The organism is Kitasatospora herbaricolor (genome assembly GCF_030813695.1).
GTDB classification, from domain to species: Bacteria; Actinomycetota; Actinomycetes; order Streptomycetales; family Streptomycetaceae; genus Kitasatospora; species Kitasatospora herbaricolor.
In genome coordinates, this window is sequence record NZ_JAUSVA010000002.1 from 1,658,111 (window position 1) to 1,680,066 (window position 21,956).

A 21,956-nucleotide genomic window follows, 5' to 3' on the forward strand; every position below is an offset into this window, starting at 1 on the left:
CGCCGACGGCCGTCGGCAGGGCCCCGGACGCGGGTGCCCCGCTCTACCGTCCCCCGCCGACGACTGGTTGTCCGCGCTCGTCGCTCGGATGGACCGCATATCTCGCGCCGCCCGTGGCCGCGCCCCACGATCGAGATCAGGCCTGGACCCCGGTCTCCTCGGCAGCCCCGCCGAAGGGGGCCGCCGAGGGGGAGACCGTCCCTCCCACCGGTCCGGGCCGCCCCTCCCGGACCTCCCCGGCCCGTCGCCCCCTCCCCTCCCTCGGCCGAGCCGCTCGGCCGCCCGCCGCAGCCGCGGCCCGACGCAGAAAGTGGATCATGACGACTCTGTCCGAACCGCAGGTGCAGCAGCACGCCGAGCTCGACGAATCCCGCCTCCGGGTGGTGCTGATGCTGGAGATCCAGGACGGCGCCCAGCAGCGCTTCCTGGACGTGTACGAGAAGCTCCGCCACAAGGTCGCCTCGGTGCCCGGGCACGTCAGCGACCAGCTCTGCCAGTCGATCGACGACCCGCGCCAGTGGCTGATCACCAGCGAGTGGAACGACCCCGACTCGTTCCTGGCCTGGGTGGACAGCCCGGCGCACCGCGAGATGGTGAAGCCGATGCACGGCTGCGTCAGCGACCGGTTCCGCTCGCTGCGCTACAACATCCTGCGCGAGACCTCGGCGAAGGGGGCCACCGGCACCCGTAAGCCGCAGGAGGTGCGGGAGGGCTCGCCGCGCGCGGCCGGCGGCCCCGGCATGCCGCAGGTCACCCCCGGCCCGGACGGCGTGACCCGGCACGCGCTGACCTTCACGGTGAAGCCCGGCAGCGAGCAGAAGGTGGCGCAGATCCTGTCCGGCTACACCTCCCCGCAGGCCGTCGTGGACGACACCACCCGGCTCCGCCGCACCTCGCTGTTCATGCACGGCAACCGGGTGGTGCGGGCCGTCGAGGTGGTCGGCGACCTGGGTGCGGCGCTGCGCCACGTGGCGATGCAGCCGGAGATCCGCGCCGTCGAGGAGGCGATCAACCCCTACCTGGAGGAGGACCGCGAGCTGGGCAACCCGGAGGCCGCCCGCGCCTTCTTCGCCCGCGCCGCGCTGCCGGCCGTGCACCACACCGCGCCGGCCGCGCCGGTCCGCGGCGAGGTGGAGCGCCAGGCGGTCGTGTACCCGGTCAAGAAGGGCAACGGCCCGGCCGTCGCCAAGCTGCTCGCGGAGCAGGACGGCCTCGCGGCGGTCGACCCGGGCAACCCGGTGATCGGCAGCACGGTGTTCCAGCGCGAGGACATCGTTGTCCGCGTGGTGGACCTGCGGGCCGACGCCGGGGCGCAGCCGGCCGCGGCGCTCGGGGTCGGCGGCGAGCGTGAGGCGACCGTACTCGGCAGCCTGCTCGACCTCGGCACGGAGGGCGACCTGCGGAGCGCCGCGGGTGTGGCCCGGTTCCTCGCCGCCTGCGACATGGGCCTGGTGACCGACCGCCGCTCGCAGGACGTCTGACCCCCCTTTCCGGGGCCCCACCGTAGAACCCACTTGGAGGAACAGCCATGACCACGCATTACCCACGTATCGTGCACGTCGACGATGCCGCGCCCAACCGCCGGCGGGGCGGGGACATCCGCGCCATGCTCACCCCGACCGTCTCGGGTGCCACCAGCGGGTTCATGGGCCTGGCGATCATCCAGCCGGGGGACCGGATCGGCGAGCACTACCACCCGTACTCCGAGGAGTTCGTATACGTTGTTTCCGGTGACCTGGAGGTCGACCTGGACGGCGTGACGCACCCGCTCAAGCCCGACCAGGGGCTGATGATCCCGATCAACATGCGCCACCGGTTCCGCAACGTCGGTGACACCGAGGCCCGGATGGTCTTCCACTGCGGCCCACTGGCCCCGCGTCCCGAGCTCGGCCACGTCGACACCGAGGAAACCCTGGAGGCCGGCCCGCCGGAACCCGCCAAGGTGGCCTCATGACACGGCGGGTGGCGATCACCGGTATCGGCGTGGTCGCCCCCGGTGGCGTCGGCGTACCGGCCTTCTGGGACCTCCTCACCTCCGGGCGCACGGCCACCAGGGGCATCACCCTCTTCAACCCGGAGGGCTTCCGCTCCCGGATCGCCGCCGAGTGCGACTTCGACCCCGCCGAGCACGGCCTGGGGCCGGAGCAGGTCGAACGCGCCGACCGGTACGTGCAGTTCGCACTGGTCGCGACCGCCGAGGCGGTCCGCGACTCGGGCCTCGACCTGCAGGCCGAGGACCCGTGGCGGGTCGGCGTCTCGCTCGGCACCGCGGTCGGCGGCACCACCCGGCTGGAGCACGACTACGCCCTGGTGAGCGCCTCCGGCGCTCGCTGGGACGTGGACCACCGGAAGGCCGAACGGCACCTCCACCGGGCCTTCGCGCCGAGCACCCTGGCCTCCGCGGTGGCCGAGCAGACCGGCGCCATGGGGCCCGTGCAGACGGTCTCCACCGGGTGCACCTCCGGCCTGGACGCGATCGGCTACGCCTTCCACGCGGTCGAGGACGGGCGCGCCGACATCTGCATCGCCGGCGCCTCGGACTCGCCCATCTCGCCGATCACCGTCGCCTGCTTCGACGCCATCAAGGCCACCTCGGAGCGCAACGACGACCCGGCGCACGCCTCCCGCCCCTTCGACGCGCACCGGGACGGCTTCGTGCTCGGCGAGGGCGGCGCCGTCCTGGTGCTGGAGGAGCTGGAGCACGCCCGCCGGCGCGGCGCCCGGATCTACGGCGAGCTCGGCGGCTTCGCGACCTTCGGCAACGCGTACCACATGACCGGGCTCACCCAGGAGGGCCTGGAGATGTCGCACGCGATCGACGAGGCACTCGCCCACGCGAGGGTCGAGCGCACCGACGTCGACTACGTCAACGCGCACGGCTCGGGCACCAAGCAGAACGACCGGCACGAGACGGCTGCGGTGAAGCGCTCGCTCGGCGAGCACGCCTACCGCACGCCGATGAGTTCGATCAAGTCGATGGTCGGCCACTCGCTGGGCGCGATCGGCGCGATCGAGGTCGTCGCCTGCACCCTCGCGCTGGCCCACGGCGTGGTGCCGCCGACCGCCAACTACGAGACGCCGGACCCGGAGTGCGACCTCGACTACGTTCCGCGCACCGCGCGCGAACTGCCGCTGCGCAACATCCTCTCGGTCGGCAGCGGGTTCGGCGGGTTCCAGTCCGCCGTAGTGCTGAGCAGGACGGGGTGAGAACATGACGGCACGTCAGCAGGGGCGCCGGGCGGTGGTCACCGGCCTCGGCGTGGTGGCCCCCAACGGCGTCGGCGCGGACGCCTTCTGGAAGGCCACCCGGCAGGGCGTCAGCGTCCTGGACCGGATCTCCCGCGAGGGCTGCGGGCACCTTCCGCTCCGGGTCGCCGGCGAGGTCCGCGACTTCGACGCGAACATCGCGATCGACGGTCGCTTCCTCGTCCAGACCGACCGCTTCACCCACTACGCGATGGCCGCGGCCGACCTCGCGGTGGCCGACGCCGGGTTCACCCCCGACGAGAACGCGCCGTTCGGCGTGGGCGTGGTCACCGCGGCCGGCTCCGGCGGCGGCGAGTTCGGCCAGCGCGAACTGCAGCAGCTCTGGGGCGAGGGGCCGCGGTTCGTCGGCCCCTACCAGTCGATCGCCTGGTTCTACGCCGCCAGCACCGGCCAGATCTCGATCCGCGGCGGGTTCCGCGGGCCCTGCGGCGTCGTCGCCAGCGACGAGGCCGGCGGGCTGGACGCGCTCGCGCACGCGGCGCGCGCCGTGCGGCGCGGCACGGACGCGGTGGTGGTCGGCGCCGCCGAGGCACCGCTCGCGCCCTACTCGATGGTCTGCCAGCTCGGCTACCCCGAGCTGAGCCTCGGCGAGGACCCGGAGCGGGCCTATCTGCCGTTCTCGGCCCGGGCCGGCGGCTTCGTCCCCGCCGAGGGCGGGGCGATGCTGATGGTGGAGGACGAGTCCGCGGCCCTGCGCCGCGGGGCCAAGGTCCGGGCCGTGCTGGCCGGCCACGGCGCCACCTTCACCGGCGCCTCCCGGTGGGAGGAGTCCCGCGAGGGGCTGGTGCGGGCGATCCGCACCGCCCTGGACGAGGCGCGCTGCTCGCCCGAGGAGATCGACGTGGTCTTCGCCGACGCCATGGGCGTACCGGCGGCCGACCGCGCCGAGGCCCTCGCCCTGGCCGACGCGCTCGGCACCTACGCCGAGCGGGTGCCGGTGACGGCCCCCAAGGCCGGCATCGGCCGCGCCTACTGCGGCGCGCCGCCGCTGGACGTGGCGGCCGCCGTGCTCGCCATGGAGGACGGCATCCTGCCGCCCACCCCCAACGTCACCGACGTCTGCCACGACCTCGCCCTGGTGACCGGCCACGCCCGCCCCGCCGAGCTGCGCACCGCGCTCGTGCTGAGCCGCGGGCTGATGGGCTCCAACGCCGCCCTGGTGCTCCGCCGCGGCAGCGGCGAACTGCGCTGACCCGGCCGGCCCCGCCCGTGGTCCGGCGGCGCCGGCCCGGCACCAACTGCCCTACACCGATTGTGAGCAGGAGAACCGACTCATGAGCAATGCCCTCACCCACACCGAACTCGCCTCACTGATCAAGAACCGGGCCGGCATCACCGTCGACCCGCAGGAGATGGAGAGCCGCCCCGAAGCGACCTTCGAGGAGTTCGGCATCGACTCCCTCGGCCTGCTCGGCATCGTAGGTGAGCTGGAGAACCGCCACGCCACCCGGATCACCGCGGGGGCCGAGATGTCCCGCACACCCGCCGAGTTCATCGACGTCGTCAACTCCTCCCTCGCCGCGAAGGCTGGTGCCTGAGATGCCCGGACACACGGACAACGAGATCGTCATCGCCGCCCCCGTCGACCTGGTCTGGGAGATCACCAACGACCTGGAGAACTGGCCGCAGCTGTTCAGCGAGTACGCCTCGGTCGAGGTGCTGAACCGGGAGGGCGAGAGCACGACGTTCCGCCTCACCATGCACCCCGACGAGAACGGCCAGATCTGGAGCTGGGTCTCCGAGCGCACCACCGACCGGCCCTCGCTCGCGGTGAAGGCCCGCCGGGTCGAGCCCGGGCCGTTCGAGTTCATGGACATCCGCTGGGAGTACGCCGAGGACCCGGGCGGCACCCGGATGCGCTGGATCCAGGACTTCGCGATGAAGCCGACCGCGCCGGTCGACGACAACGGGATGACCAACCACATCAACCGCAACTCGCGCATCCAGATGCAGCTGATCCGCGAGAAGGTCGAGAAGCAGGCGGCCGACCTGTGAACCAGACCTACCGCACCCTGATCGTGGCCCGGATGAAGCCCGACGGCGCCGACGGCATCGCCGACGTCTTCGCCCGCTCCGACGCCGGTGAACTGCCCGGTCTGATCGGGGTGACCGGCCGCAGCCTGTTCCAGTTCGGCGACGTGTACATCCACCTGGTGGAGGCGGACCGGCCGCCCGGCCCGGCGGTCGCCCAGTACACCAAGCACCCGGCCTTCCAGGACGTCAGCGAGAAGCTGCTGCCCTACGTCCAGGCGTACGACCCGCAGACCTGGCGCGGGCCCCAGGACGCCATGGCCCGGGAGTTCTACCGCTGGGAGCGCGGCTCCGCGAACTGAGCCCGGCGGGCCCGCGGCGCGTCGCCCGCACCCGCCCCGCACGTCCGAACCGCCCGTCCGAACCGCCGAGGGCGCCGGCCGGTCTCACCCCGAGACCCGGCCGGCGCCCTCGGCATGCCCGCTCCCGGACCGGCGGTCACGGCCGTCGGAACGGGCGGACGGGCGGACGGGCGGACGCCGCGATGCGGGGCGGCCGGCGACCGTCCACCGGGCGGGCCGTGGCGTTAGGCCGAAGAGCTGACGCTTATTCAGACCGTATGGCGTGGCAGCCGGGTGAAGAATCGCGATAGTCCACCCGAAGGGCCCAGGCCGTGACCGTGTCGTGACATTCAGCGCTGGCAGTCGGACCGGATCTGACTGACCGTGAAAACGACGCCCCGTGCGATTCCCTCGCCCGACGACCCGTCGGCGGTCGCACCTCGCGCCGGAAGGACCATCCCCATGCGTTCTGCACGCACCCTGCTGACCGGAGCGGCCATCGCCGCCACCCTCACCCTCGGCGGCCCCGTCGCCGCCGCCTTCGCCGCCGACTCTCCCGACGCGGGCACGACGCTGACCTGGGAGGAGAAGCAGGCCAAGGCGGCGAGCCCGGAGGGCCAGAAGACCTGGGAGGAGAAGCAGGCCACGGGCAAGCCCGAGGCTTCCTCCGAGGAGAAGGCCCCGCACGGCGGCGTGCACACCGGCGGCGGCGGCATGGCCGTCTCCGGCAACGGCGTGGCCTCCGGTGCGGTCCTGCTGCTCGGCGGGCTCGGCATCGGCGCGTACGCGCTGCGCCGCCGCAAGCCCACCGGTGCGGCGATCTGACGCGTAGCACCGACCCGTACGTCTCCCTGCCGTGGCCGCGCCCAGCGTCGGCCACGGCAGGGCGTACGAGGGCCGCCGGTCCGGCCGGCGCGGGCACCGGGAACGACCTGCCGGCCCCCACCCGGCCGTAAGGGCCGGACCGGGCAGCCCCGGCCCGCCCCGGCCCCCGAGGACTCGGCGGGCTCCGGACCCGCCGGAGGCCTCGGACCCTCCAACGGCTCCACCTGCTCGACATGCTCGGAATGCGAGGTCCCTGCGATGAGTGATCAGGCCGCGGGAAAGAGCGGCGTCCCCACCCTGCTGCGCGTGGGCATGGCGGCCGCCGCCATCGGCGCGCTGCTCATCTACAACTCGGTGGACGCGTCGCCCGTCCAGGCCCCGGCGCCGCCCGCACCCCCCGCGGTCACCGCCGTGGCCGCGCCGCCGGCGCCCGCGCAGCCCGCCGCGCCGGTGGAGGAGCCCAAGCCCTCCCCCGCGATGGCCCGCTCGGCGCCCACCAAGCTGAAGATCCCTCAGATCGCCGTGAACGCGCCGTTCACCGAGCTGACCCTGGACGCCTCCGGCATGCTCAACGCGCCGGCCCCGGACAACAAGAACCTGGTCGGCTGGTACGGCGGCGGCCCCACCCCCGGCGAGCGCGGCAGCGCGGTCGTGGCGGGCCACGTGGACACCAGGACCGGCCCCGCGGTCTTCCTGCTGCTGCGGATGCTGCTCCCCGGCAACAAGGTCGAGGTGACCCGCGCGGACGGCACCGTGGCGGTGTTCTCGGTCGACTCCGTCCAGACCTTCCCCAAGGACGCCTTCCCCGACGCCAAGGTCTACGGCAACACCGGCAACGCCGAGCTGCGCCTGATCACCTGCGGCGGCACCTACGACAAGAAGCGCAAGGACTACCTGGACAACGTGGTGGTCTTCGCGCACCTGGAGTCCTCGCACAAGGCCTGACCGGGCCCGCGACCGCACCTGATCGGGCCGGCGCGACGGCCGGCGGACGTACGGAGAGCCGGCACCCACGGGGTGCCGGCTCTCCGTACGTCCCGGGGATCAGGCCCGGACGGTGCTCTCGAAGGCGTGCAGGTACGGGTTGACCGGGTGGACCTCGCCCACCGCCAGGCCGGCCGCGGTCATCAGGGTGACCATGCTCTGCTTGGAGTGCTTGGCGCCGCCGACGTTGAGCAGCAGCAGCAGGTCCATCGCCGTGGTGAACCGCATCGACGGGCTGTCGTCGACCAGGTTCTCTACCACCACGACCCGGGCGCCGGGGGCGGCCGCCGCGACCACGTTCGCCAGCGTGCGGCGGGTGCTCTCGTCGTCCCACTCCAGGATGTTCTTGATGATGTAGAGGTCGGCCTTGACCGGGATGTCCTCCCGGCAGTCCCCGGGCACCAACCGGGCCCGGGACGCCAGCGCGCCGCCGTCGCGCAGCCGGGGGTCGGCGTTGGCGACCACCTTGGGCAGGTCCAGCAGGGTGCCGTGCAGGCCGGGGTGCTTCTCCAGCAGGCTGGCCAGCACGTGGCCCTGGCCGCCGCCGATGTCGACGACCGAGTTGACGCCGGTGAGATCCAGGTACTCGGCGAAGTCGGCGGCGGACTGGCGGCTGGAGGTGGTCATGGCCTTGTCGAAGACCTTGGCCGACTCGCGCCCGTCGCTGTGCAGGTAGTCGAAGAACTCCTTGCCGAACACCTCGGGGAAGACGTTCCTGCCCGAGCGGACCGCCTCGTCCAGCCGCGGCCAGGCCTCCCAGGTCCACGGCTCGGTGCACCACAGCGAGATGTAACGCAGGCTGTTCGGCGCGTCCTCGCGCAGCAGGCGGGACATCTCGGTGTGGACGAAGCGGTCCCCGTCCGTCTCGGCGAAGATGCCGTAGCAGGAGAGCGCGCGCAGCAGCCGGCGCAGCGGCTTGGGCTCGGTGCCCAGGGCCGAGGCGAGGTCGTCCACGGTGGTCGGCTGCTCGCCCAGCGCGTCGGCGACGCCCAGGCGGGCGGCCGCCCGGACGGCGGCGGCGCAGGCGGCGCCGAAGACGAGTTCGCGCAGGCGCATGGCGGCCTGCGGGTCGGTGGTGGGTGCGGTGGTCATGGGGCCGTCCTTCTGATGGTCGGAGGGGAGCAGCGGCGCAGGGCGGGGGCCGGGGGGCGGGTCAGCAGTGGCCGGCCGGTTCGGAGACCGCGCAGTGGTTGCGGGTGAAGACGTTGGCCGTGCCGGTGTCGCGGTCGGCGAGGTCGGCGGGGCTGTTGCCGTCCACGTGGTTGTCGCTGACGGTGATCCGCGCGTTGGGGACGCCGACGACGCTGTGGAAGAGCACGATGCCGCCGGACATCGACGAGGCGCCGACGTTGTCCCGGACGGTGTTGCCGGTCACCAGGGTGTCCTCGGCGCCGGTGAGGAGGATGCCGGTGCCCTGGATCGCGTCCAGCCGGGGGTTCGGCGGGCAGTACTTGTTGTTCTCGGTGACGGTGTTGCGGCTGACCGTCAGCGCGCCGGCCCGCGGGACGCCCTCGTCGCCGACGACGAAGACCCCGCCGCAGTTCCCGTGGACGATGTTGCGGTCGATGCTGAGGTTGCGGGCGCGGCGGATGGTGACGCCGATCCGGTTGCCGCTCAGCATGTTCCGGCTGATCACCGCGCCCTCGGTGTCGATGGCGCCGCCCTCGTTGTCCACGGTGTTGGCGAGGAAGATGCCGGACTGGCCGTTGTCGGCCGCCTCGTTGCCGGTGAAGCTGCCCCGGACGGACTTCTCCTGGCTGATGCCCTGCTGGCCGTTGCCCAGCGCGCGGACGCCCCGGACGGTCATCCCGTCGGTCTCGCTGGCGTTGAGGCCGTTCTTGCGGAAGCCGGAGACGGTGAGCAGTTCGACCCGGACGCCGGTCAGCCGCGCGCCCTCGGCGCCGGCGACGCAGATGCCGTGGCCGGCGGTGGCGCAGGCGCTGGTGTCGGCCGGGTCCGGCGTGATCACGGTGTTCGGGCCGGCCCCGCGCAGGGTGAGGCCGGAGGTGGTGACCCGCACGCTCCCCCGGTAGGTGCCGGGCAGCAGCTGGACGGTGTCGCCGGGGGCGGCCGCGTCCACCGCCTGCTGGATCGACTCGCCGGGCTGGACGAGGTGGAGGGCGGAGGCGTGCGCCGGGGGTGCGGCGCCCAGGGTGATCAGGGCCGTGGCGGTGGCGGTGGCCGCCGCGAGCTGGGGGACCCGTCGCGTGGGCATGATTCGGAACCTGCTTTCCTTGCACGGTCTCTGAGGCGCGGTGCGGTGGGTGACAGCCGGTCGGACCGACGTCCTCGGGCGCTGCTCCGCCGGGGCGCGCGGGCGGCATGCGTGTCCGCCGGTTCGACGCTATGGGCGATGCGGCGGGCCCGCCACCGGGTGCGTCCGCCGGACTGACGGGGCGTCGGCCGGTTGTCGTAACGGGGCGTCAGGCGCATCGGGCGCGGGTGAGCGGCAGGGGTTCGGTCCGGCCCGGCGCGCCGCCCGCCGGACGCCTCCGGGGCGGGCGGGCGCGGGGAGGCCGACGGACCGGGGCCGGGGCCGACGACCCGGGGCCCGCCCGGGGCCGGGGCCGGTGACCGGCGGCGCCGGGGCGCGTGACAGGCTCTCGGCATGAACGCCGCACCACTGTCGCCCGCCGCCCGCAACCCGATCGGGGCACACGTACCGGTCGCCGCGAAGGGCCTGGCCGGGACGGGACTGGCGTTCGCCCGGCGGGTGGGCGCCGAGGCCGTCCAGGTGTTCGTGGCGAACCCCCGCGGGTGGGCCACTCCCCCGGGCAACCCGGCGCAGGACGAGGCCTTCCGGACGGCCTGCGCCGAGGAGGGCGTCGCCGCGTACGTGCACGCGCCCTACCTGATCAACTTCGGCTCGGACACCGCCGCGACCCGGGAGCACTCGGCCGACTCGCTGCGGCACTCGCTGCTGCGCGGGCACGCGATCGGGGCGCTCGGCGTCGTCCTGCACACCGGCTCGGCGGTCGGCACCGCACCGGACGGCGGCTCGCGGCGGGCCGAGGCGATGGCGCAGGTCCGCGCGGACCTGCTGCCGCTGCTCGACGAGCTGGACGGGCTCGGCGAGGACGCGCCCTGGCTGCTGCTGGAGCCGACCGCCGGGCAGGGCCGCTCGCTCTGCTCGCGTATGGAGGACCTCGCGGAGTACCTGGAGGCCCTGGAGGGGCACCCGCGGGTGGGCGTCTGCCTCGACACCTGCCACGCCTTCGCGGCCGGGCACGACCTGGCCGCCGAGGGCGGGGTCGGCGCGACGCTGGACGCGCTGGTCGCCGCGGCCGGGCCGGGCCGGCTGCGGCTGATCCACGCCAACGACTCCGAGGACGAGGTCGGCGCCCGCAAGGACCGGCACGCCAACATCGGGGCCGGCCGGATCGGCGCGGCGCCGTTCCGGGCCCTGTTCGAGCACCCCGCGACGCTGGGCGTGCCGCTGGTTATCGAGACGCCGGACCGCAAGCACGGCGGCGACGGCACCGGGCACGCGGCGGACATCGCCCGGCTGAAGGAGCTGCGGGCGGCGGCCGCCGCCGGCTGACCGCGGGCCGCTGCCGTCCCGCTCCCGGTGGGCCGGCGGGCGGCGCGGAGGTGATCCGGGCCGGGTCGCCCCGAGCTGCCGCCCCGGACGTGCGGTGGCAGGGTGGTACGGGGGATTTTCCGCCCGAGACAGCCGCACCCGCGAGGGGGCACCGATGAGTCCGACCCGCCGACTGGCCGCGCTGCCCTGTGGACGACGCAGCAAATGGGTCGTCCTGGTGTTGTGGATCGTCCTGGTGGCCGCCGCCGGTCCGCTGGCCGGGAAGCTGATGGGCGCCGAGGACAACGAGGCGTCCAGCTGGCTGCCGGGCAACGCCGAGTCGACCCAGGTCCTGGTGGAGCAGCGGGCCTTCCAGCCGGTGGACACCGCCCAGGCCGTGGTGGTCTACGAGCGGCCGAGCGGCATCACCGCGGCCGACCAGGCCAAGGCCGCCCAGGACGCCCAGGCCTTCGCCACCGCGCCGCACGTGCTCGGCCCGGTGACCGGGCCCCAGCTGTCCAAGGACGGTCAGGCGATGCAGACCGTGGTGCCGGTCGACATCGGCACCAACGGCTGGAACGACCTCAAACCGGCCGTCGACAGCATGCGGGCCACCGCGGCCGCCGGCGCGAACGGGATGGCCACCCACGTCACCGGCCCGGCCGGCATCGGGGCCGACCAGGCGGAGGCGTTCGCCGGGATCGACGGCACCCTGCTGTACGCGACCGTGTCCGTGGTGATCATCCTGCTGCTGCTGACCTACCGCAGTCCGGTCCTGTGGCTGCTGCCGCTGCTCTCGGCGGGCGTGTCGCTGATCGCCTCGCAGGCCCTGATCTACCTGCTCGCCGAGCACGCCGGGCTGACCGTCAACGCGCAGAGCGCGGGCATCCTGATCGTCCTGGTCCTCGGCGCGGGCACCGACTACGCGCTGCTGATCACCGCCCGTTACCGGGAGGAGCTGCGGCGTCACGAGGACCGGCACGAGGCGATGGCGTTCGCCCTGCACCGGGCCGGTCCGGCGATCCTGGCCAGCTCGGCCACCGTGATCGCCTCGATGCTGTGCCTGCTGGTCGCCGAGATGAACTCCACCCGGGGGCTCGGCCCGGTCTGCGCGATCGGCGTGGCCGTCGCGCTGCTGGCGATGCTGACGCTGCTGCCCGCGCTGCTGGTGATCTGCGGCCGCTGGGTGTTCTGGCCGGTGCGCCCGGCGTACGGGACGGCGGAGCCGACCAGGACCGGCAACTGGGCGCACGTCGGCGGCTGGATCGGGCAGCGGCCGCGGAAGGTCTGGGTGGGCACCGCGCTGGCGCTGGCGGCCTGCTGCGTCGGTCTGGTGTCGCTGAACGCCAACGGCCTGAGCACCGCCGGGACGTTCACCGGCACACCCGACTCGGTGGTGGGCCAGGAGGTGCTGGTCGAGCACTTCCCCGGCGGCACCGGCGCCCCGCTCACCGTGATCAGCTCGGCCGGGGAGGCCGGTACCGTCCAGGCGGCGGCCGCGGCCACCCCCGGCGTCGCCTCGACCACTCCGCCGGTGACGCACGGGGACGTGGCGGTGTTCCAGGCCACCCTGACCGACCCGCCGGACAGCCAGGCCGCCAAGGACACCGTGGACCGGGTCCGGGACTCCGTCCACGCGGTGCCGGGGGCCGACGCCAAGGTCGGCGGCAGCACCGCCGTGATCCTGGACGCCGGACGGGCCGCCTCGGCCGACAACCGGACGATCATCCCGCTGGTGCTCGGCGTGGTGCTGGTGATCCTCGCCCTGCTGCTCCGGGCGGTGACCGCGCCCCTGGTGCTGATCGCCACGGTGGTGCTGAGCTACGCGGCGGCGATGGGGATCAGTGCGTTCTTCTTCACGCACGTCTTCCACTTCGAGGGGCAGGACAACGCGTTCCCGCTGTTCGTGTTCGTGTTCCTGGTCGCGCTCGGCATCGACTACAACATCTTCCTGATGACCCGGGTGCGGGAGGAGGCCGTCCATCGCGGCACCCGGGCGGGGGCGGTCGCCGGGCTGGCCGCCACCGGTGGCGTGATCACCTCGGCGGGCCTGATCCTGGCCAGCACCTTCGCCGTGCTGGGCACCCTGCCGGTGGTGGGCTTCGCCGAGATCGGCTTCGCGGTGGCGCTCGGCGTGCTGCTGGACACCCTCGTGGTGCGGTCGGTGCTGGTCACCGCGCTCACCATGGACATCGACCGGCACATGTGGTGGCCGAGCCCGCTCGCCCGGCCGCGCCGGGAACTGACGGACCATCAGCGTTCGAAGGTCGTCTGAGCGCGGGCCGCCGCCCGCCTCCTCGGGACAGGTTGGCCAGACAAGTTTCGGACGAGTTCACGCGGTGATCGTCCGATGTCTTGCCGGGCGTGACCCTCGGGGCGAAGACTGCCCGACAGCCCGCCGATTGACGGGTTCAGGACACTTCTTCGCGGAGCACTGATGCCGTTCCCCACCCTCCGTCGTACCCCGCGCCTCGCCGCCGCCTGTGCGGTCGCCGCCGCCCTGATCGCCCCGCTGACCGCCGCCCCGGCGCAGGCGGCGGCGCCCGCGCCGGTACCGGCGCTCAACGTGCTGACCTACAACGTCTTCCTGATGAGCAAGAACCTCTACCCGAACTGGGGCCAGGACCACCGGGCCAAGGCCATCGCCTCGGCCGACTTCTTCCAGGGCCACGACGTGGTGGTGCTCCAGGAGGCCTTCGACAACGCCGCCTCCGACGCGCTGACCGCCCAGGCCTCGGCGGCCTACCCGTACCACACCCCCGTGGTCGGCCGCTCGACCGCCGGCTGGGACGCCACCGGCGGCAGCTACAGCTCCGCCACACCCGAGGACGGCGGGGTCACCCTGCTCAGCAAGTGGCCGATCCTGCGCAAGGAACAGTACGTCTTCAAGGACGCGTGCGGGTCGGACTGGTGGTCGAACAAGGGCTTCGTCTACGCCGTGCTCGACGTCGACGGCCTGCGCACCCACGTGATCGGCACCCACCTGCAGTCCACCGACACCGGCTGCTCCAGCGGCCAGCCGGCCGCCGTCCGGGCCGCCCAGCTGCGCGCGATGCGCTCCTTCATCGACGGGAAGAACATCCCGGCGGCCGAGCCGGTGCTGATCGCCGGCGACCTCAACATCGACTCCCACGGCAGCGAGTACGCCTCGCTGCTCGGCAACGCCGGCGTGGCGCCCGCCGACAGCCGGACCGGCTGGGCCAACTCCTTCGACACCGTCGACAACTCGATCGCCGCCTACCGCTACCCCGGCGAGCCGAAGGAGGACCTCGACTACGTCCTCTACCGCGCCGACCACGCCCGGCCCGCCCTCTGGCACAACGAAGTCCTGCACACCCACAGCTCGCCCTGGACGGTCAGCAGCTGGGGCACCAGCTACACCTACACCGACCTCTCCGACCACTACCCGCTCAGCGCCGGCTGACCGACGGGACGCCCTCGCCGGCGGCGCCCGGCGCCCGGGCACCCGTCCGACCGAACCCGGGATGCGGCGCGCCGGTGCCCGGCCTAGGTTGCGCTGGGGGGCTACCGACGAGAGGTGAACACTCCCATGGCAGGAAAGTTCGAGGTCTACACCGACGAGAGCGGCATGCACCGGTTCCGGCTCAAGGCGAGCAACGGGTCGGTCGTCGTGACGGGTGAGGCGTACGAGACGCGGGACGACTGCATCAAGAGCATCGAGTCGATCCGGAAGCTCGCGCCGTACGCGGAGCTCAAGGAAGGCGCCGCCACCCCGGCCTGACCCCGCGCACGCCCGGGCCGGCCACCGTACGCGGTGGCCGGCCCGGGTGTCTCACGTTCGCCGACATGCGTTCGTCTGTTCGACATATCCCTTTGGCCGCCCGCACGCCGGGCGCGGAGAGAACGATGGCATGCGTGTCGCCATCGTCACCGAATCCTTCCCGCCCGAGGTCAACGGCGTTGCCCACAGCGTGCTGCGGACGGCCGAGCACCTCGTCCGGCGCGGCCACCAACCCCTGGTCATCACTCCCGCTCCGGCCCGCGGCGCGCACTGCCCGCCGCACTCCTTCGGCCCGGACGCCACCCCCATCCCCGTCGTCCGGATCCCCTCCCTACCGCTGCCCGGCTACCCGCAGGTACGGATCGCGCTGCCCAGCCGGCAACTCGCCGCCGCGATCTCCGGGCACCGGCCCGACCTCGTCCACCTGGCCGGCCCCTTCGTCCTCGGGGCACGCGGCATGGAGGCGGCCCGCTCGCTCGGCGTGCCGGCCGTCGCCGTCTACCAGACCGACCTCGCCGGGTACGCGCACGCCTACCGGGCCGGCCGGGGGCTCGGCGAGGCGGCCGCCTGGCACCGGATCAGGACGGTGCACCGGGCCGCCGCCCGCACCCTGGCGCCGTCCACCCCCGCCGCCCAGGACCTCACCGCGCACGGCGTGCCCCGGGTGCGGCTCTGGCCGCGCGGCGTCGACTCGGTGCGCTTCCACCCCCGGCACCGGGACGAGGCCCTGCACCGGGCGCTGGCCCCCGGCGGGGAGGTGCTGGTCGGGTACGTCGGGCGGCTCGCGCCCGAGAAGCGGGTCGACCTGCTCGCCGGGGCGTCCGCGCTGCCCGGCGTCCGGGTGGTGGTGATCGGCGACGGCCCGTCCGCCCCGGGGCTGCGCGCCGCGATGCCGGGCGCGGTGTTCCTGGGCCGCAAGACCGGCGCCGAGCTGGCCCGTTGCTTCGCCAGCCTCGACCTGTTCGTGCACACCGGCCCGCTGGAGACCTTCTGCCAGACCATCCAGGAGGCGATGGCCAGCGGCCTCCCGGTGGTCGGCCCGGCGGCCGGCGGTCCGCTGGACCTGGTCGGGCACCACCGCACCGGGCTGCTCGTCCCGCCACGGGACGGCCGGGCGGTGACGGCGGCGGTCGCCGCACTGGCCGCCGACCCGGAGCTGCGGGCCGCGTACGGGCGGGCCGGACGGGCCGATGTGACGGCGCGCAGCTGGGAGTCGGTCGGGGACCTGCTGCTCCAGCACTACGAGGAGGTGCTCGCCGAGCACCGCGGTGCGGGCACGGGCACGGCTGTGGGTGCGGGCACGGTCAACGGGACGGGCACGGGCCTCGCCGTCGGCGCCGGGGCCGTGCCGGCCCCCGCCGCGGAGGTGCCGGCCCCGGCCGGCCCGCTCCCGGCCGCACCGGCCGACCTGCCCGACCTGCCCGACCTGCCCGACCTGCCCGCGGCGGCGGGCGAGGGCGCGACCGCCCCGGCGCCGGTGATCGTCCAGGGGCAGCCGGCATGAACACCCCGCTGCGGATCGTCCGGCTGGCCAACTTCGTCACGCCGGTCTCCGGGGGCCTGCGCACCGCGCTGCGCCACCTCGGCGCCGGCTACCTGGCCGCCGGCCACGAGCCGGTGCTGATCGTGCCCGGCCCACGGCGGCGGGAGGAGCACACCGAGCAGGGCCTGGTGATCACGCTGCCCGGGCCGGTGCTCCCGGGCAGCGGCGGCTACCGGGTGCTGACCGACCGGCGGGCCGTCGGCCGGGCCTTGACCTCGCTGGCGCCGGACCGGCTGGAGGTGTCGGACCGCACCACGCTGCGCTGGACCGGCGCCTGGGCGCGGCGCGCCGGGGTCCGCTCGGCGATGGTCTCGCACGAGAGCGCGACCGGCCTGCTGGGGACGTGGGGCCTCCCGGCGCCGGTCGCGCGGACCCTCGCCGACCGGCTCAACTCCCGTACGGTGCGAGGCTACGACACGGTGATCTGCACCACGGACTGGGCGGCCGGCGAGTTTCGCCGGATCGGCGCCGCCCGGGTGGTGCGGGCACCCCTGGGGGTGGACCTGGCCCGGCTCCACCCGGACCGCTTCACCCTGTCGCGGGAGCAGTCCAGGGCCCGGTACGCCGGTCGCGGGCAGGTGCTGCTGGTGCTCTGCTCCCGGCTGTCGGCGGAGAAGCGGCCGGAGCGCGCCCTGGACGCGCTCGCGGAGCTGCGGCGGCGCGGCACGCCCGCCGTGCTGACGGTGGCCGGCACCGGACCGCTGTTGCCGAAACTGGCCGCGCGGGCCCGCAAGCAGCGGCTGCCGGTCCGCTTCCTCGGGCATCTGAGCAGTCGGGACGCGGTCGCCGAACTGCTGGCCTGTGCCGACGTGGTGCTAGCCCCGGGCCCGGTGGAGACCTTCGGGCTGGCCGCGCTGGAGGCGCTCGCCTGCGGGACGCCGGTCGCGGTCAGCCGGCACTCGGCGCTGCCCTCGATCGTCGGCCCGGCGGGCGCCGTCGCCGACGACAGCGGCGCGGCCTTCGCCGACGCCGTCCGGGAGGTGCTCGACCGGCCGGAGCACGAGCGGCGGGCCGTCGCCCGGGCCCGGGCCGAGGAGTACGGCTGGCCGGCCGCCGTCGCCGGCTTCCTCGCGGCGCACGGGACCGGCGAGGTCGGCGAGGCCGGAGCAGTCCGGGCGGCGGGTGATCCGGGCGCCGGAACGACGGCCGGCGGGCCGGGCGCCGCAACGGGGGTCGGGGCGGCCGGGGGGCCGCGATGAACCCCGGACGGAGGGTCGCCGTCCGGGAGCCGGAGCCACGGCGGTCGGAGCCGGGGCGGTCGGATCCGGGGAGGCCGGAGCCGGGGAGGCCGGGCCTGGTGGCGGTGCCGCACGACCGGCGCCCGGCCGCGGTGCCGCGGACCGCGCCGCTGCGGTTCGCCGCCCTCGGGGACTCCCTCACCGAGGGTGTGGGGGACCCGGTCCCGGGCGGCTGGCGCGGCTGGGCCGCCCTGCTGGCGGGTTCGCTCGCCGAGGCCCCGGACGGTGTCGAGTTCCACAACCTGGCCCGTAGCGGCGCGCTCAGCCACGACCTGACGGGGGCGCAGCTGCCCGCCGCGCTGGCGCTGCGCCCGCAGCTTGCCGCCGTCCTGGTCGGCGGGAACGACACCCTGCGGACGGGTTTCGACATCCGGCACACCGCCCGGGAGCTGGACACCGCGCTGGGCGCGCTGGCCGGGGAGGGCAGCCGGCTGCTGACCGCCTGCCTGCCCGATCCGGGGGCCCTGCTCCGGCTGCCGGGCCCGCTGGCCCGCCCGCTGGCCCGGCGGATGCGGGCGGTGAACACCGTGGTGCACGCGTTGTCGGCGCGTCACCGGGCCGTCCACCTGCACCTCGCCGAGCTGCCGTGGACGGCCGAACGGGACCTGCTGAGCGTGGACCGCCTGCATCCGAGCGCGGCCGGCCACCAGCTGATCGCGCATGGCTTCCACGCCCGGCTCGCCGAGGCGGGCCACCGGCTGGGCCCGCCCCCCGCAGCCGCTCCCGCCGGGGCGGGGCCGGGCCGGGCGGCGGACTTCTGGTGGATGGCCACCCGGGGCACCAGCTGGGTCGCCGAGCGCAGCACCGACCTGCTCCCCGGACTGGTCGGGCTGGCCGTGACCGAGGCGCGGGGGCGGCTGCGGGGCGCGACCGCGAGGCTGGACGAGCAGATGGCCGGGGCGGCCTCGGCGGCCCTGGCGGGACTGCCGTGACGGACGGGCCCTGGACCCGGCGCGGAGGTCCGGGACGGGTCCGGGACGGGTCCGGGACGGGTCCGGGACGGGTCCGGGACGGGTCCGGCAAGGGCGGACGGCGCGCGGCGGGCGGCGGACGGCGGGCGGCGGACGGCGGGCGGGCTGCGGTCGGGCTGCGGCCGGGGGCCGGCCCGGGCCGCCGGCCGCGGGGTTTCCGGGTTGGCCGGTCTGCGCCCGCCGGGCGGGGCGTAGGGGCGCGGCTGGTCCACACTGGGGTCATGCAGAACTTGATCGCGAACGTCCTGGCCGGCCACCGGGTGGAATCGGTCAAGGGCGGGTTCCAGCTGGACATCACGCTCGACGGGCCGGTCACCGTGCGGGTGGAGAACGAGTTCCGCCTCGCCGGGCCCTCCGAGGTGGAGCACTTCTACCCGGATCTCACCTTCGAGCCCTCCGAGGCGCTGCTGGAGCTGGTCGGGCACAGCGTCGGCGCGGCGCTGGTGACCATGGCCGGGGGCCTGGAACTGGCCTTCGACTCGGGCCACACGCTGTCCGTCCCGCCGGATGCCCGCCGGGCTCCCTGGAGCGTGTTCACGCCGCACGGCGCTGTCTGCACCGCGCTGGAGGGCGGCGAGGTGGTGTGGGCGACGGCCGGTCCGACGGCCTGACGACCCCGACGGCCTGACGACGGGGCCGGGGGCGGAGTGCCCGAGCGGGGTGCCCTGTTCGGCGGACGGCCGGTCGGGTGACGGCGGGATTGGCCGTACCGCGGCGTGGGGGATCAGTGGACGCATGCGGCATTCTTCATATTATCGGCCCCGTCCGAGTGTCAGATCCTCCTCCCGCACGGCCGTGCTGCTCTGCCTGTCGACCGTGATAGCCGGGTGCACCGGCCAGATCACGCCCCCGCGGGCGGCCGCCCCACGCTCCCCCGCCGGGCCGCAGTCGCCCGGCGGCACCGCCGACCGGGTCGCCCTGCCGCCCGCCGCACCGGCCGTCCTGCCCGGTGCCGCGCGCAGCCAGGAACGGAACAGCGCCGACGCGGCGGCCCTGCGCGAGGCCACCGCCCGGCAAGCCCTGGCGACCGTCCGCGCCTGGGGGCTCGACGCCCCGCCGATCCCCGCGCCGGAACCGCCCGCCACCGCCCCCGAACTGCGGGCCGTCCAGGGCGTGACCCTCCGCCCGGGGCTGCCGCCGGTGGTGGCCCGGGTCCCGACGGACGAGAAGGTCGTCTTCCTGACCGTGGACGACGGCGCCGAGAAGGACCCGGAGTTCGCCCGGATGACCCGTGAACTCGACGTCCCCTTCACCGCCTTCGTCAGCGGATACCTGGCCCGCCCGGACTACGGCTACTTCCGTGGCCTGGCGGAGCAGGGCGACAGCATCCAGAACCACACGATCAACCACCGCGACCTGCGGAAACTGACGTACGAGCAGCAGCGTCAGGAGATCTGCGGGCAGCAGGACGAGACCGAGCGCGAGATCGGCACCCGCCCCAGGCTCTTCCGGCCGCCGTACGGCGAGTACAACGAGGACACCCTGAAGGCCGCCGCCTCCTGCGGCATCGAGGCCGCCGCGCTGTGGAACGAGGAGGCGTTCGCGGACCACATGGAGTGGCGGTACGCCGACCAGCGGCTGCACCCGGGCGACATCATCCTGACCCACTTCCGCGGCCCCTCGCTCTGGAAGGGCACCATGCCCGACATGCTGCGCCAGGTGCTCAACACGGTGACCGCCCAGGGCTACGCGCTGGGCCGGCTGGAGGACTACCTCTAGTGCCTACCGGGCCGGCCACCGGCGGGGCGGGCGGCCTTCGGCCGGCCGGGTTCAGGCGGCCGGGCAGCGGTTGCCGCGCGGCAGCCCGTACCGGCCGGCCACCCGGTAGGTGCCCGGGCCCGGTGCGTGCAGCACCGTCCACTCGCCGGCCCGGGCCAGGCAGCCGCGGCCGCCGCCGTCCGGGCCCACCACGCCCAGCCAGGGCGACCAGGGGACGCGCAGCAGCACCGGGCCGGCGCCCGCGACGTCCACCGTCAGGGCGGCGGGCCCGGCCTCCCGCACCGTCCCGGGCGGATCGGCCAGCGGCGCGCTGCCGGCCACCCGGAACAGCCGCCACCGGTCGTCCTGCCAGACCGGGCTGAGCCACGGGTGCCCGGCCGCCACGATCCGGGCCTCGTCGACCGCCGCGTCGTCCGGCGGGTCCACCGGCAGCACCACGTAGCCGACGCCCCAGTGCCGGAGCCAGTCGTGGTAGGCGTCCGCGCTCAGGGTGCCGGTGTAGAACAGCGGGTTGCGGGCGACGTCCGCCTGCCGGTTCCAGCCCCGGGCGAGGTTGACGTACGGGGCGAAGCCCGAGGCCTCCAGATGGGTGCGGAGCGGGACCACCTCCACCCGGCCCCGGTCGGCGCCGATCCGGCGCAGCTCGGCGATCAGCGGTGCGGTGTCCCGGGCCGTCGCGGACACCGGTACGGAGGTGGCGAGGTCCCCGGCGGGCTTGCCGAGCTGCCAGCCCGCGACCGCGAGGAAGGCCGCGCCCGCGGCGAGGGCCCGGCGGGGCGCACCGGTGGGGCCGGGCCCGGCGCCGAGCGCCGCCGGGCTCCCCAGGGCGGCGGCCAGCAGGGCCGTCCCGGCGAAGAGCAGCGTCAGCCGCTCCACGTTGCTGCCGACCGGCGAGGGAACCACCCAGGTGAGGGCCACGCCGGCCGCGTACACCAGCGCGCCCGCGCGGACGGTCCGCCACTGCGGCGGTGCGCACAGCCGCACCGCCGCCGCCGAGGCGACCAGCACCACCGCGACGTACCAGTCGAAGGGCTGCTCCCCCTCGAAGGGGAAGAGCAGCGCGCTCGCCACCAGCACCGCGGCCGGCCCGGCGGCGAGCAGGCAGGCGTCCCGGCGGCGGCCGGTGAGCAGCAGCGCGGCGGCGACCACCCCGAGGAACAGGCCTGCCAGCGGGCTTCCCATGGTCGCGGCCGTCGCGAGCGCGAGGACGGCCGCGGCCCGGACCGCCGGACGGCGGGCGACCGGCCCGGCGCCGGGCGCCGCCGGAGCCGCGAGGTCCTGGGCCGGGAGGAGCAGGGCGAGGGCCGCCAGCCCGAAGGCCACGCCGATCGCGAAGGTGACCCGGCCCGAAGCGACGTTGCACCAGAGCGCCACCGCCGTCCAGAGCGCCGGGAGCAGCGGCCGGGCCACCTGCGGGCGGATCAGCAGCCGGGCGGTGATCGCCGCCGACACCGTGCCGGCGAGCACACCCGCGGTACGGACGCCCAGCCAGCCCATCAGGTACGGCGAGACCATGCTGTACGAGGCGGTGTGCATCCCGCCGTACCAGGAGAGGTTGTACGCCGCGGCGGGATGCTGCCGGGTGAAGTCCGTCCAGGCGTACTGGGCCGCCAGGTCGCCGGCGTCGTTGGCCAGGAAGAGCGCCCAGATCCCGTGCAGCAGGAGGGCGAGCGCGGTGGCCGCGACCACCGGGTGGCGCCACGCCGCCGCGACCGGGGCGGGCCGGCAACGCCCGAGGACGGCGGGACCGGCGGGGCCCGTGACGCTCATCTGGGTCCTCTCCGTGCGTGCCGGGACCACCAGAGATAGCAGACCGCGGGCCCCGCGCCGCCGGG

The 21,956-nt window shown here is 75.0% G+C and carries 21 protein-coding genes; 18 read left to right on the forward strand and 3 right to left on the reverse strand.

Translation table 11 applies throughout. The annotated features are described in order from the left end of the window. Positions 1 to 317 precede the first annotated feature (317 nt). From J2S46_RS07575 to J2S46_RS07615, 9 genes are all read left to right on the forward strand, one after another. Positions 318 to 1,481: a SchA/CurD-like domain-containing protein gene (locus J2S46_RS07575; protein ID WP_191290778.1), complete on the forward strand. Its 1,164-nt coding sequence runs from the start codon at positions 318 to 320 to the stop codon at positions 1,479 to 1,481. A 47-nt stretch (positions 1,482 to 1,528) separates the two neighbouring features. Further along, on the forward strand, positions 1,529 to 1,954 hold the full coding sequence (locus J2S46_RS07580) for a cupin domain-containing protein (RefSeq protein WP_073927033.1): 426 nt from the start codon (positions 1,529 to 1,531) through the stop codon (positions 1,952 to 1,954). After that, positions 1,951 to 3,207 (forward strand): beta-ketoacyl-[acyl-carrier-protein] synthase family protein, encoded by a 1,257-nt coding sequence (locus tag J2S46_RS07585; RefSeq protein ID WP_073927034.1) that lies wholly within the window; start codon positions 1,951 to 1,953, stop codon positions 3,205 to 3,207. The genes J2S46_RS07580 and J2S46_RS07585 overlap by 4 nt, the downstream gene beginning before the upstream one ends. Before the next feature lie 4 nt (positions 3,208 to 3,211). After that, positions 3,212 to 4,459, forward strand: coding sequence for a ketosynthase chain-length factor (locus tag J2S46_RS07590; protein ID WP_191290777.1), 1,248 nt, complete (start codon positions 3,212 to 3,214; stop codon positions 4,457 to 4,459). A gap of 82 nt (positions 4,460 to 4,541) precedes the next feature. Then, positions 4,542 to 4,805 (forward strand): acyl carrier protein, encoded by a 264-nt coding sequence (locus tag J2S46_RS07595; protein ID WP_073927036.1) that lies wholly within the window; start codon positions 4,542 to 4,544, stop codon positions 4,803 to 4,805. A gap of 1 nt (position 4,806) precedes the next feature. Further along, complete coding sequence (locus J2S46_RS07600; protein ID WP_073927037.1) at positions 4,807 to 5,262, forward strand: SRPBCC family protein; 456 nt, start codon at positions 4,807 to 4,809, stop codon at positions 5,260 to 5,262. Further along, complete coding sequence (locus J2S46_RS07605; RefSeq protein WP_268255694.1) at positions 5,259 to 5,600, forward strand: TcmI family type II polyketide cyclase; 342 nt, start codon at positions 5,259 to 5,261, stop codon at positions 5,598 to 5,600. Before J2S46_RS07600 ends, J2S46_RS07605 begins: the two co-directional genes overlap by 4 nt. A gap of 441 nt (positions 5,601 to 6,041) precedes the next feature. Continuing rightward, positions 6,042 to 6,404, forward strand: coding sequence for a hypothetical protein (locus tag J2S46_RS07610; protein ID WP_191290776.1), 363 nt, complete (start codon positions 6,042 to 6,044; stop codon positions 6,402 to 6,404). A gap of 258 nt (positions 6,405 to 6,662) precedes the next feature. Next, the gene (locus tag J2S46_RS07615) at positions 6,663 to 7,349 is read left to right on the forward strand and encodes a class F sortase (RefSeq protein WP_191290775.1); all 687 of its coding nucleotides are present in this window, start codon (positions 6,663 to 6,665) and stop codon (positions 7,347 to 7,349) included. Between the two features lie 99 nt (positions 7,350 to 7,448). Here the strand turns inward: J2S46_RS07615 and J2S46_RS07620 are convergent, their stop codons facing one another. Both J2S46_RS07620 and J2S46_RS07625 read right to left on the reverse strand, forming a co-directional pair. Further along, a complete protein-coding gene (locus J2S46_RS07620) occupies positions 7,449 to 8,480 on the reverse strand; it encodes a methyltransferase (protein ID WP_191290774.1) in 1,032 nt (343 codons plus the stop codon). A 61-nt stretch (positions 8,481 to 8,541) separates the two neighbouring features. Beyond that, positions 8,542 to 9,603, reverse strand: coding sequence for a right-handed parallel beta-helix repeat-containing protein (locus J2S46_RS07625; protein WP_191290773.1), 1,062 nt, complete (start codon positions 9,601 to 9,603; stop codon positions 8,542 to 8,544). A gap of 393 nt (positions 9,604 to 9,996) precedes the next feature. Between J2S46_RS07625 and J2S46_RS07630 the strand changes: the two genes are divergently transcribed. The 9 genes from J2S46_RS07630 (at position 9,997) to J2S46_RS07670 (ending at position 20,121) form a co-directional block, all read left to right on the forward strand. After that, positions 9,997 to 10,929 carry a deoxyribonuclease IV gene (locus J2S46_RS07630; protein ID WP_191290772.1) on the forward strand — a complete coding sequence of 311 codons (933 nt, stop codon included), beginning with the start codon at positions 9,997 to 9,999 and terminating at the stop codon, positions 10,927 to 10,929. A gap of 154 nt (positions 10,930 to 11,083) precedes the next feature. Then, positions 11,084 to 13,183 (forward strand): MMPL family transporter, encoded by a 2,100-nt coding sequence (locus tag J2S46_RS07635; RefSeq protein WP_307349215.1) that lies wholly within the window; start codon positions 11,084 to 11,086, stop codon positions 13,181 to 13,183. Between the two features lie 162 nt (positions 13,184 to 13,345). Then, positions 13,346 to 14,332: a sphingomyelin phosphodiesterase gene (gene sph / locus J2S46_RS07640; RefSeq protein ID WP_191290771.1), complete on the forward strand. Its 987-nt coding sequence runs from the start codon at positions 13,346 to 13,348 to the stop codon at positions 14,330 to 14,332. A gap of 126 nt (positions 14,333 to 14,458) precedes the next feature. Then, positions 14,459 to 14,650 (forward strand): YegP family protein, encoded by a 192-nt coding sequence (locus J2S46_RS07645; RefSeq protein ID WP_073927045.1) that lies wholly within the window; start codon positions 14,459 to 14,461, stop codon positions 14,648 to 14,650. A gap of 130 nt (positions 14,651 to 14,780) precedes the next feature. Continuing rightward, positions 14,781 to 16,154 (forward strand): glycosyltransferase family 4 protein, encoded by a 1,374-nt coding sequence (locus J2S46_RS07650; protein ID WP_191290770.1) that lies wholly within the window; start codon positions 14,781 to 14,783, stop codon positions 16,152 to 16,154. Next, a complete protein-coding gene (locus J2S46_RS07655; RefSeq protein ID WP_191290769.1) occupies positions 16,151 to 17,392 on the forward strand; it encodes a glycosyltransferase in 1,242 nt (413 codons plus the stop codon). Before J2S46_RS07650 ends, J2S46_RS07655 begins: the two co-directional genes overlap by 4 nt. Before the next feature lie 98 nt (positions 17,393 to 17,490). Then, positions 17,491 to 18,363, forward strand: coding sequence for an SGNH/GDSL hydrolase family protein (locus J2S46_RS07660; RefSeq protein ID WP_229912836.1), 873 nt, complete (start codon positions 17,491 to 17,493; stop codon positions 18,361 to 18,363). A gap of 260 nt (positions 18,364 to 18,623) precedes the next feature. Continuing rightward, complete coding sequence (locus tag J2S46_RS07665; protein WP_191290767.1) at positions 18,624 to 19,013, forward strand: DUF6188 family protein; 390 nt, start codon at positions 18,624 to 18,626, stop codon at positions 19,011 to 19,013. Positions 19,014 to 19,197: 184 nt separating this feature from the next. Next, on the forward strand, positions 19,198 to 20,121 hold the full coding sequence (locus tag J2S46_RS07670; protein WP_268255693.1) for a polysaccharide deacetylase family protein: 924 nt from the start codon (positions 19,198 to 19,200) through the stop codon (positions 20,119 to 20,121). Positions 20,122 to 20,172: 51 nt separating this feature from the next. Here J2S46_RS07670 and J2S46_RS07675 read toward each other — a convergent pair whose 3' ends face one another. Further along, positions 20,173 to 21,891: a DUF8823 domain-containing protein gene (locus J2S46_RS07675; protein ID WP_191290765.1), complete on the reverse strand. Its 1,719-nt coding sequence runs from the start codon at positions 21,889 to 21,891 to the stop codon at positions 20,173 to 20,175. Positions 21,892 to 21,956 lie beyond the last annotated feature (65 nt).

Bases quoted from the DNA above. Each gene is read 5' to 3' on its own strand.
- J2S46_RS07575 (WP_191290778.1), top strand. From the start codon at position 318: ATGACGACTCTGTCCGAACCGCAGGTGCAGCAGCACGCCGAGCTCGAC.
- J2S46_RS07580 (WP_073927033.1), top strand. From the start codon at position 1,529: ATGACCACGCATTACCCACGTATCGTGCACGTCGACGATGCCGCGCCC.
- J2S46_RS07585 (WP_073927034.1), top strand. From the start codon at position 1,951: ATGACACGGCGGGTGGCGATCACCGGTATCGGCGTGGTCGCCCCCGGT.
- J2S46_RS07590 (WP_191290777.1), top strand. From the start codon at position 3,212: ATGACGGCACGTCAGCAGGGGCGCCGGGCGGTGGTCACCGGCCTCGGC.
- J2S46_RS07595 (WP_073927036.1), top strand. From the start codon at position 4,542: ATGAGCAATGCCCTCACCCACACCGAACTCGCCTCACTGATCAAGAAC.
- J2S46_RS07600 (WP_073927037.1), top strand. From the start codon at position 4,807: ATGCCCGGACACACGGACAACGAGATCGTCATCGCCGCCCCCGTCGAC.
- J2S46_RS07610 (WP_191290776.1), top strand. From the start codon at position 6,042: ATGCGTTCTGCACGCACCCTGCTGACCGGAGCGGCCATCGCCGCCACC.
- J2S46_RS07615 (WP_191290775.1), top strand. From the start codon at position 6,663: ATGAGTGATCAGGCCGCGGGAAAGAGCGGCGTCCCCACCCTGCTGCGC.
- J2S46_RS07620 (WP_191290774.1), bottom strand. From the start codon at position 8,480: ATGACCACCGCACCCACCACCGACCCGCAGGCCGCCATGCGCCTGCGC.
- J2S46_RS07625 (WP_191290773.1), bottom strand. From the start codon at position 9,603: ATGCCCACGCGACGGGTCCCCCAGCTCGCGGCGGCCACCGCCACCGCC.
- J2S46_RS07630 (WP_191290772.1), top strand. From the start codon at position 9,997: ATGAACGCCGCACCACTGTCGCCCGCCGCCCGCAACCCGATCGGGGCA.
- J2S46_RS07635 (WP_307349215.1), top strand. From the start codon at position 11,084: ATGAGTCCGACCCGCCGACTGGCCGCGCTGCCCTGTGGACGACGCAGC.
- sph (WP_191290771.1), top strand. From the start codon at position 13,346: ATGCCGTTCCCCACCCTCCGTCGTACCCCGCGCCTCGCCGCCGCCTGT.
- J2S46_RS07645 (WP_073927045.1), top strand. From the start codon at position 14,459: ATGGCAGGAAAGTTCGAGGTCTACACCGACGAGAGCGGCATGCACCGG.
- J2S46_RS07650 (WP_191290770.1), top strand. From the start codon at position 14,781: ATGCGTGTCGCCATCGTCACCGAATCCTTCCCGCCCGAGGTCAACGGC.
- J2S46_RS07655 (WP_191290769.1), top strand. From the start codon at position 16,151: ATGAACACCCCGCTGCGGATCGTCCGGCTGGCCAACTTCGTCACGCCG.
- J2S46_RS07665 (WP_191290767.1), top strand. From the start codon at position 18,624: ATGCAGAACTTGATCGCGAACGTCCTGGCCGGCCACCGGGTGGAATCG.
- J2S46_RS07675 (WP_191290765.1), bottom strand. From the start codon at position 21,891: ATGAGCGTCACGGGCCCCGCCGGTCCCGCCGTCCTCGGGCGTTGCCGG.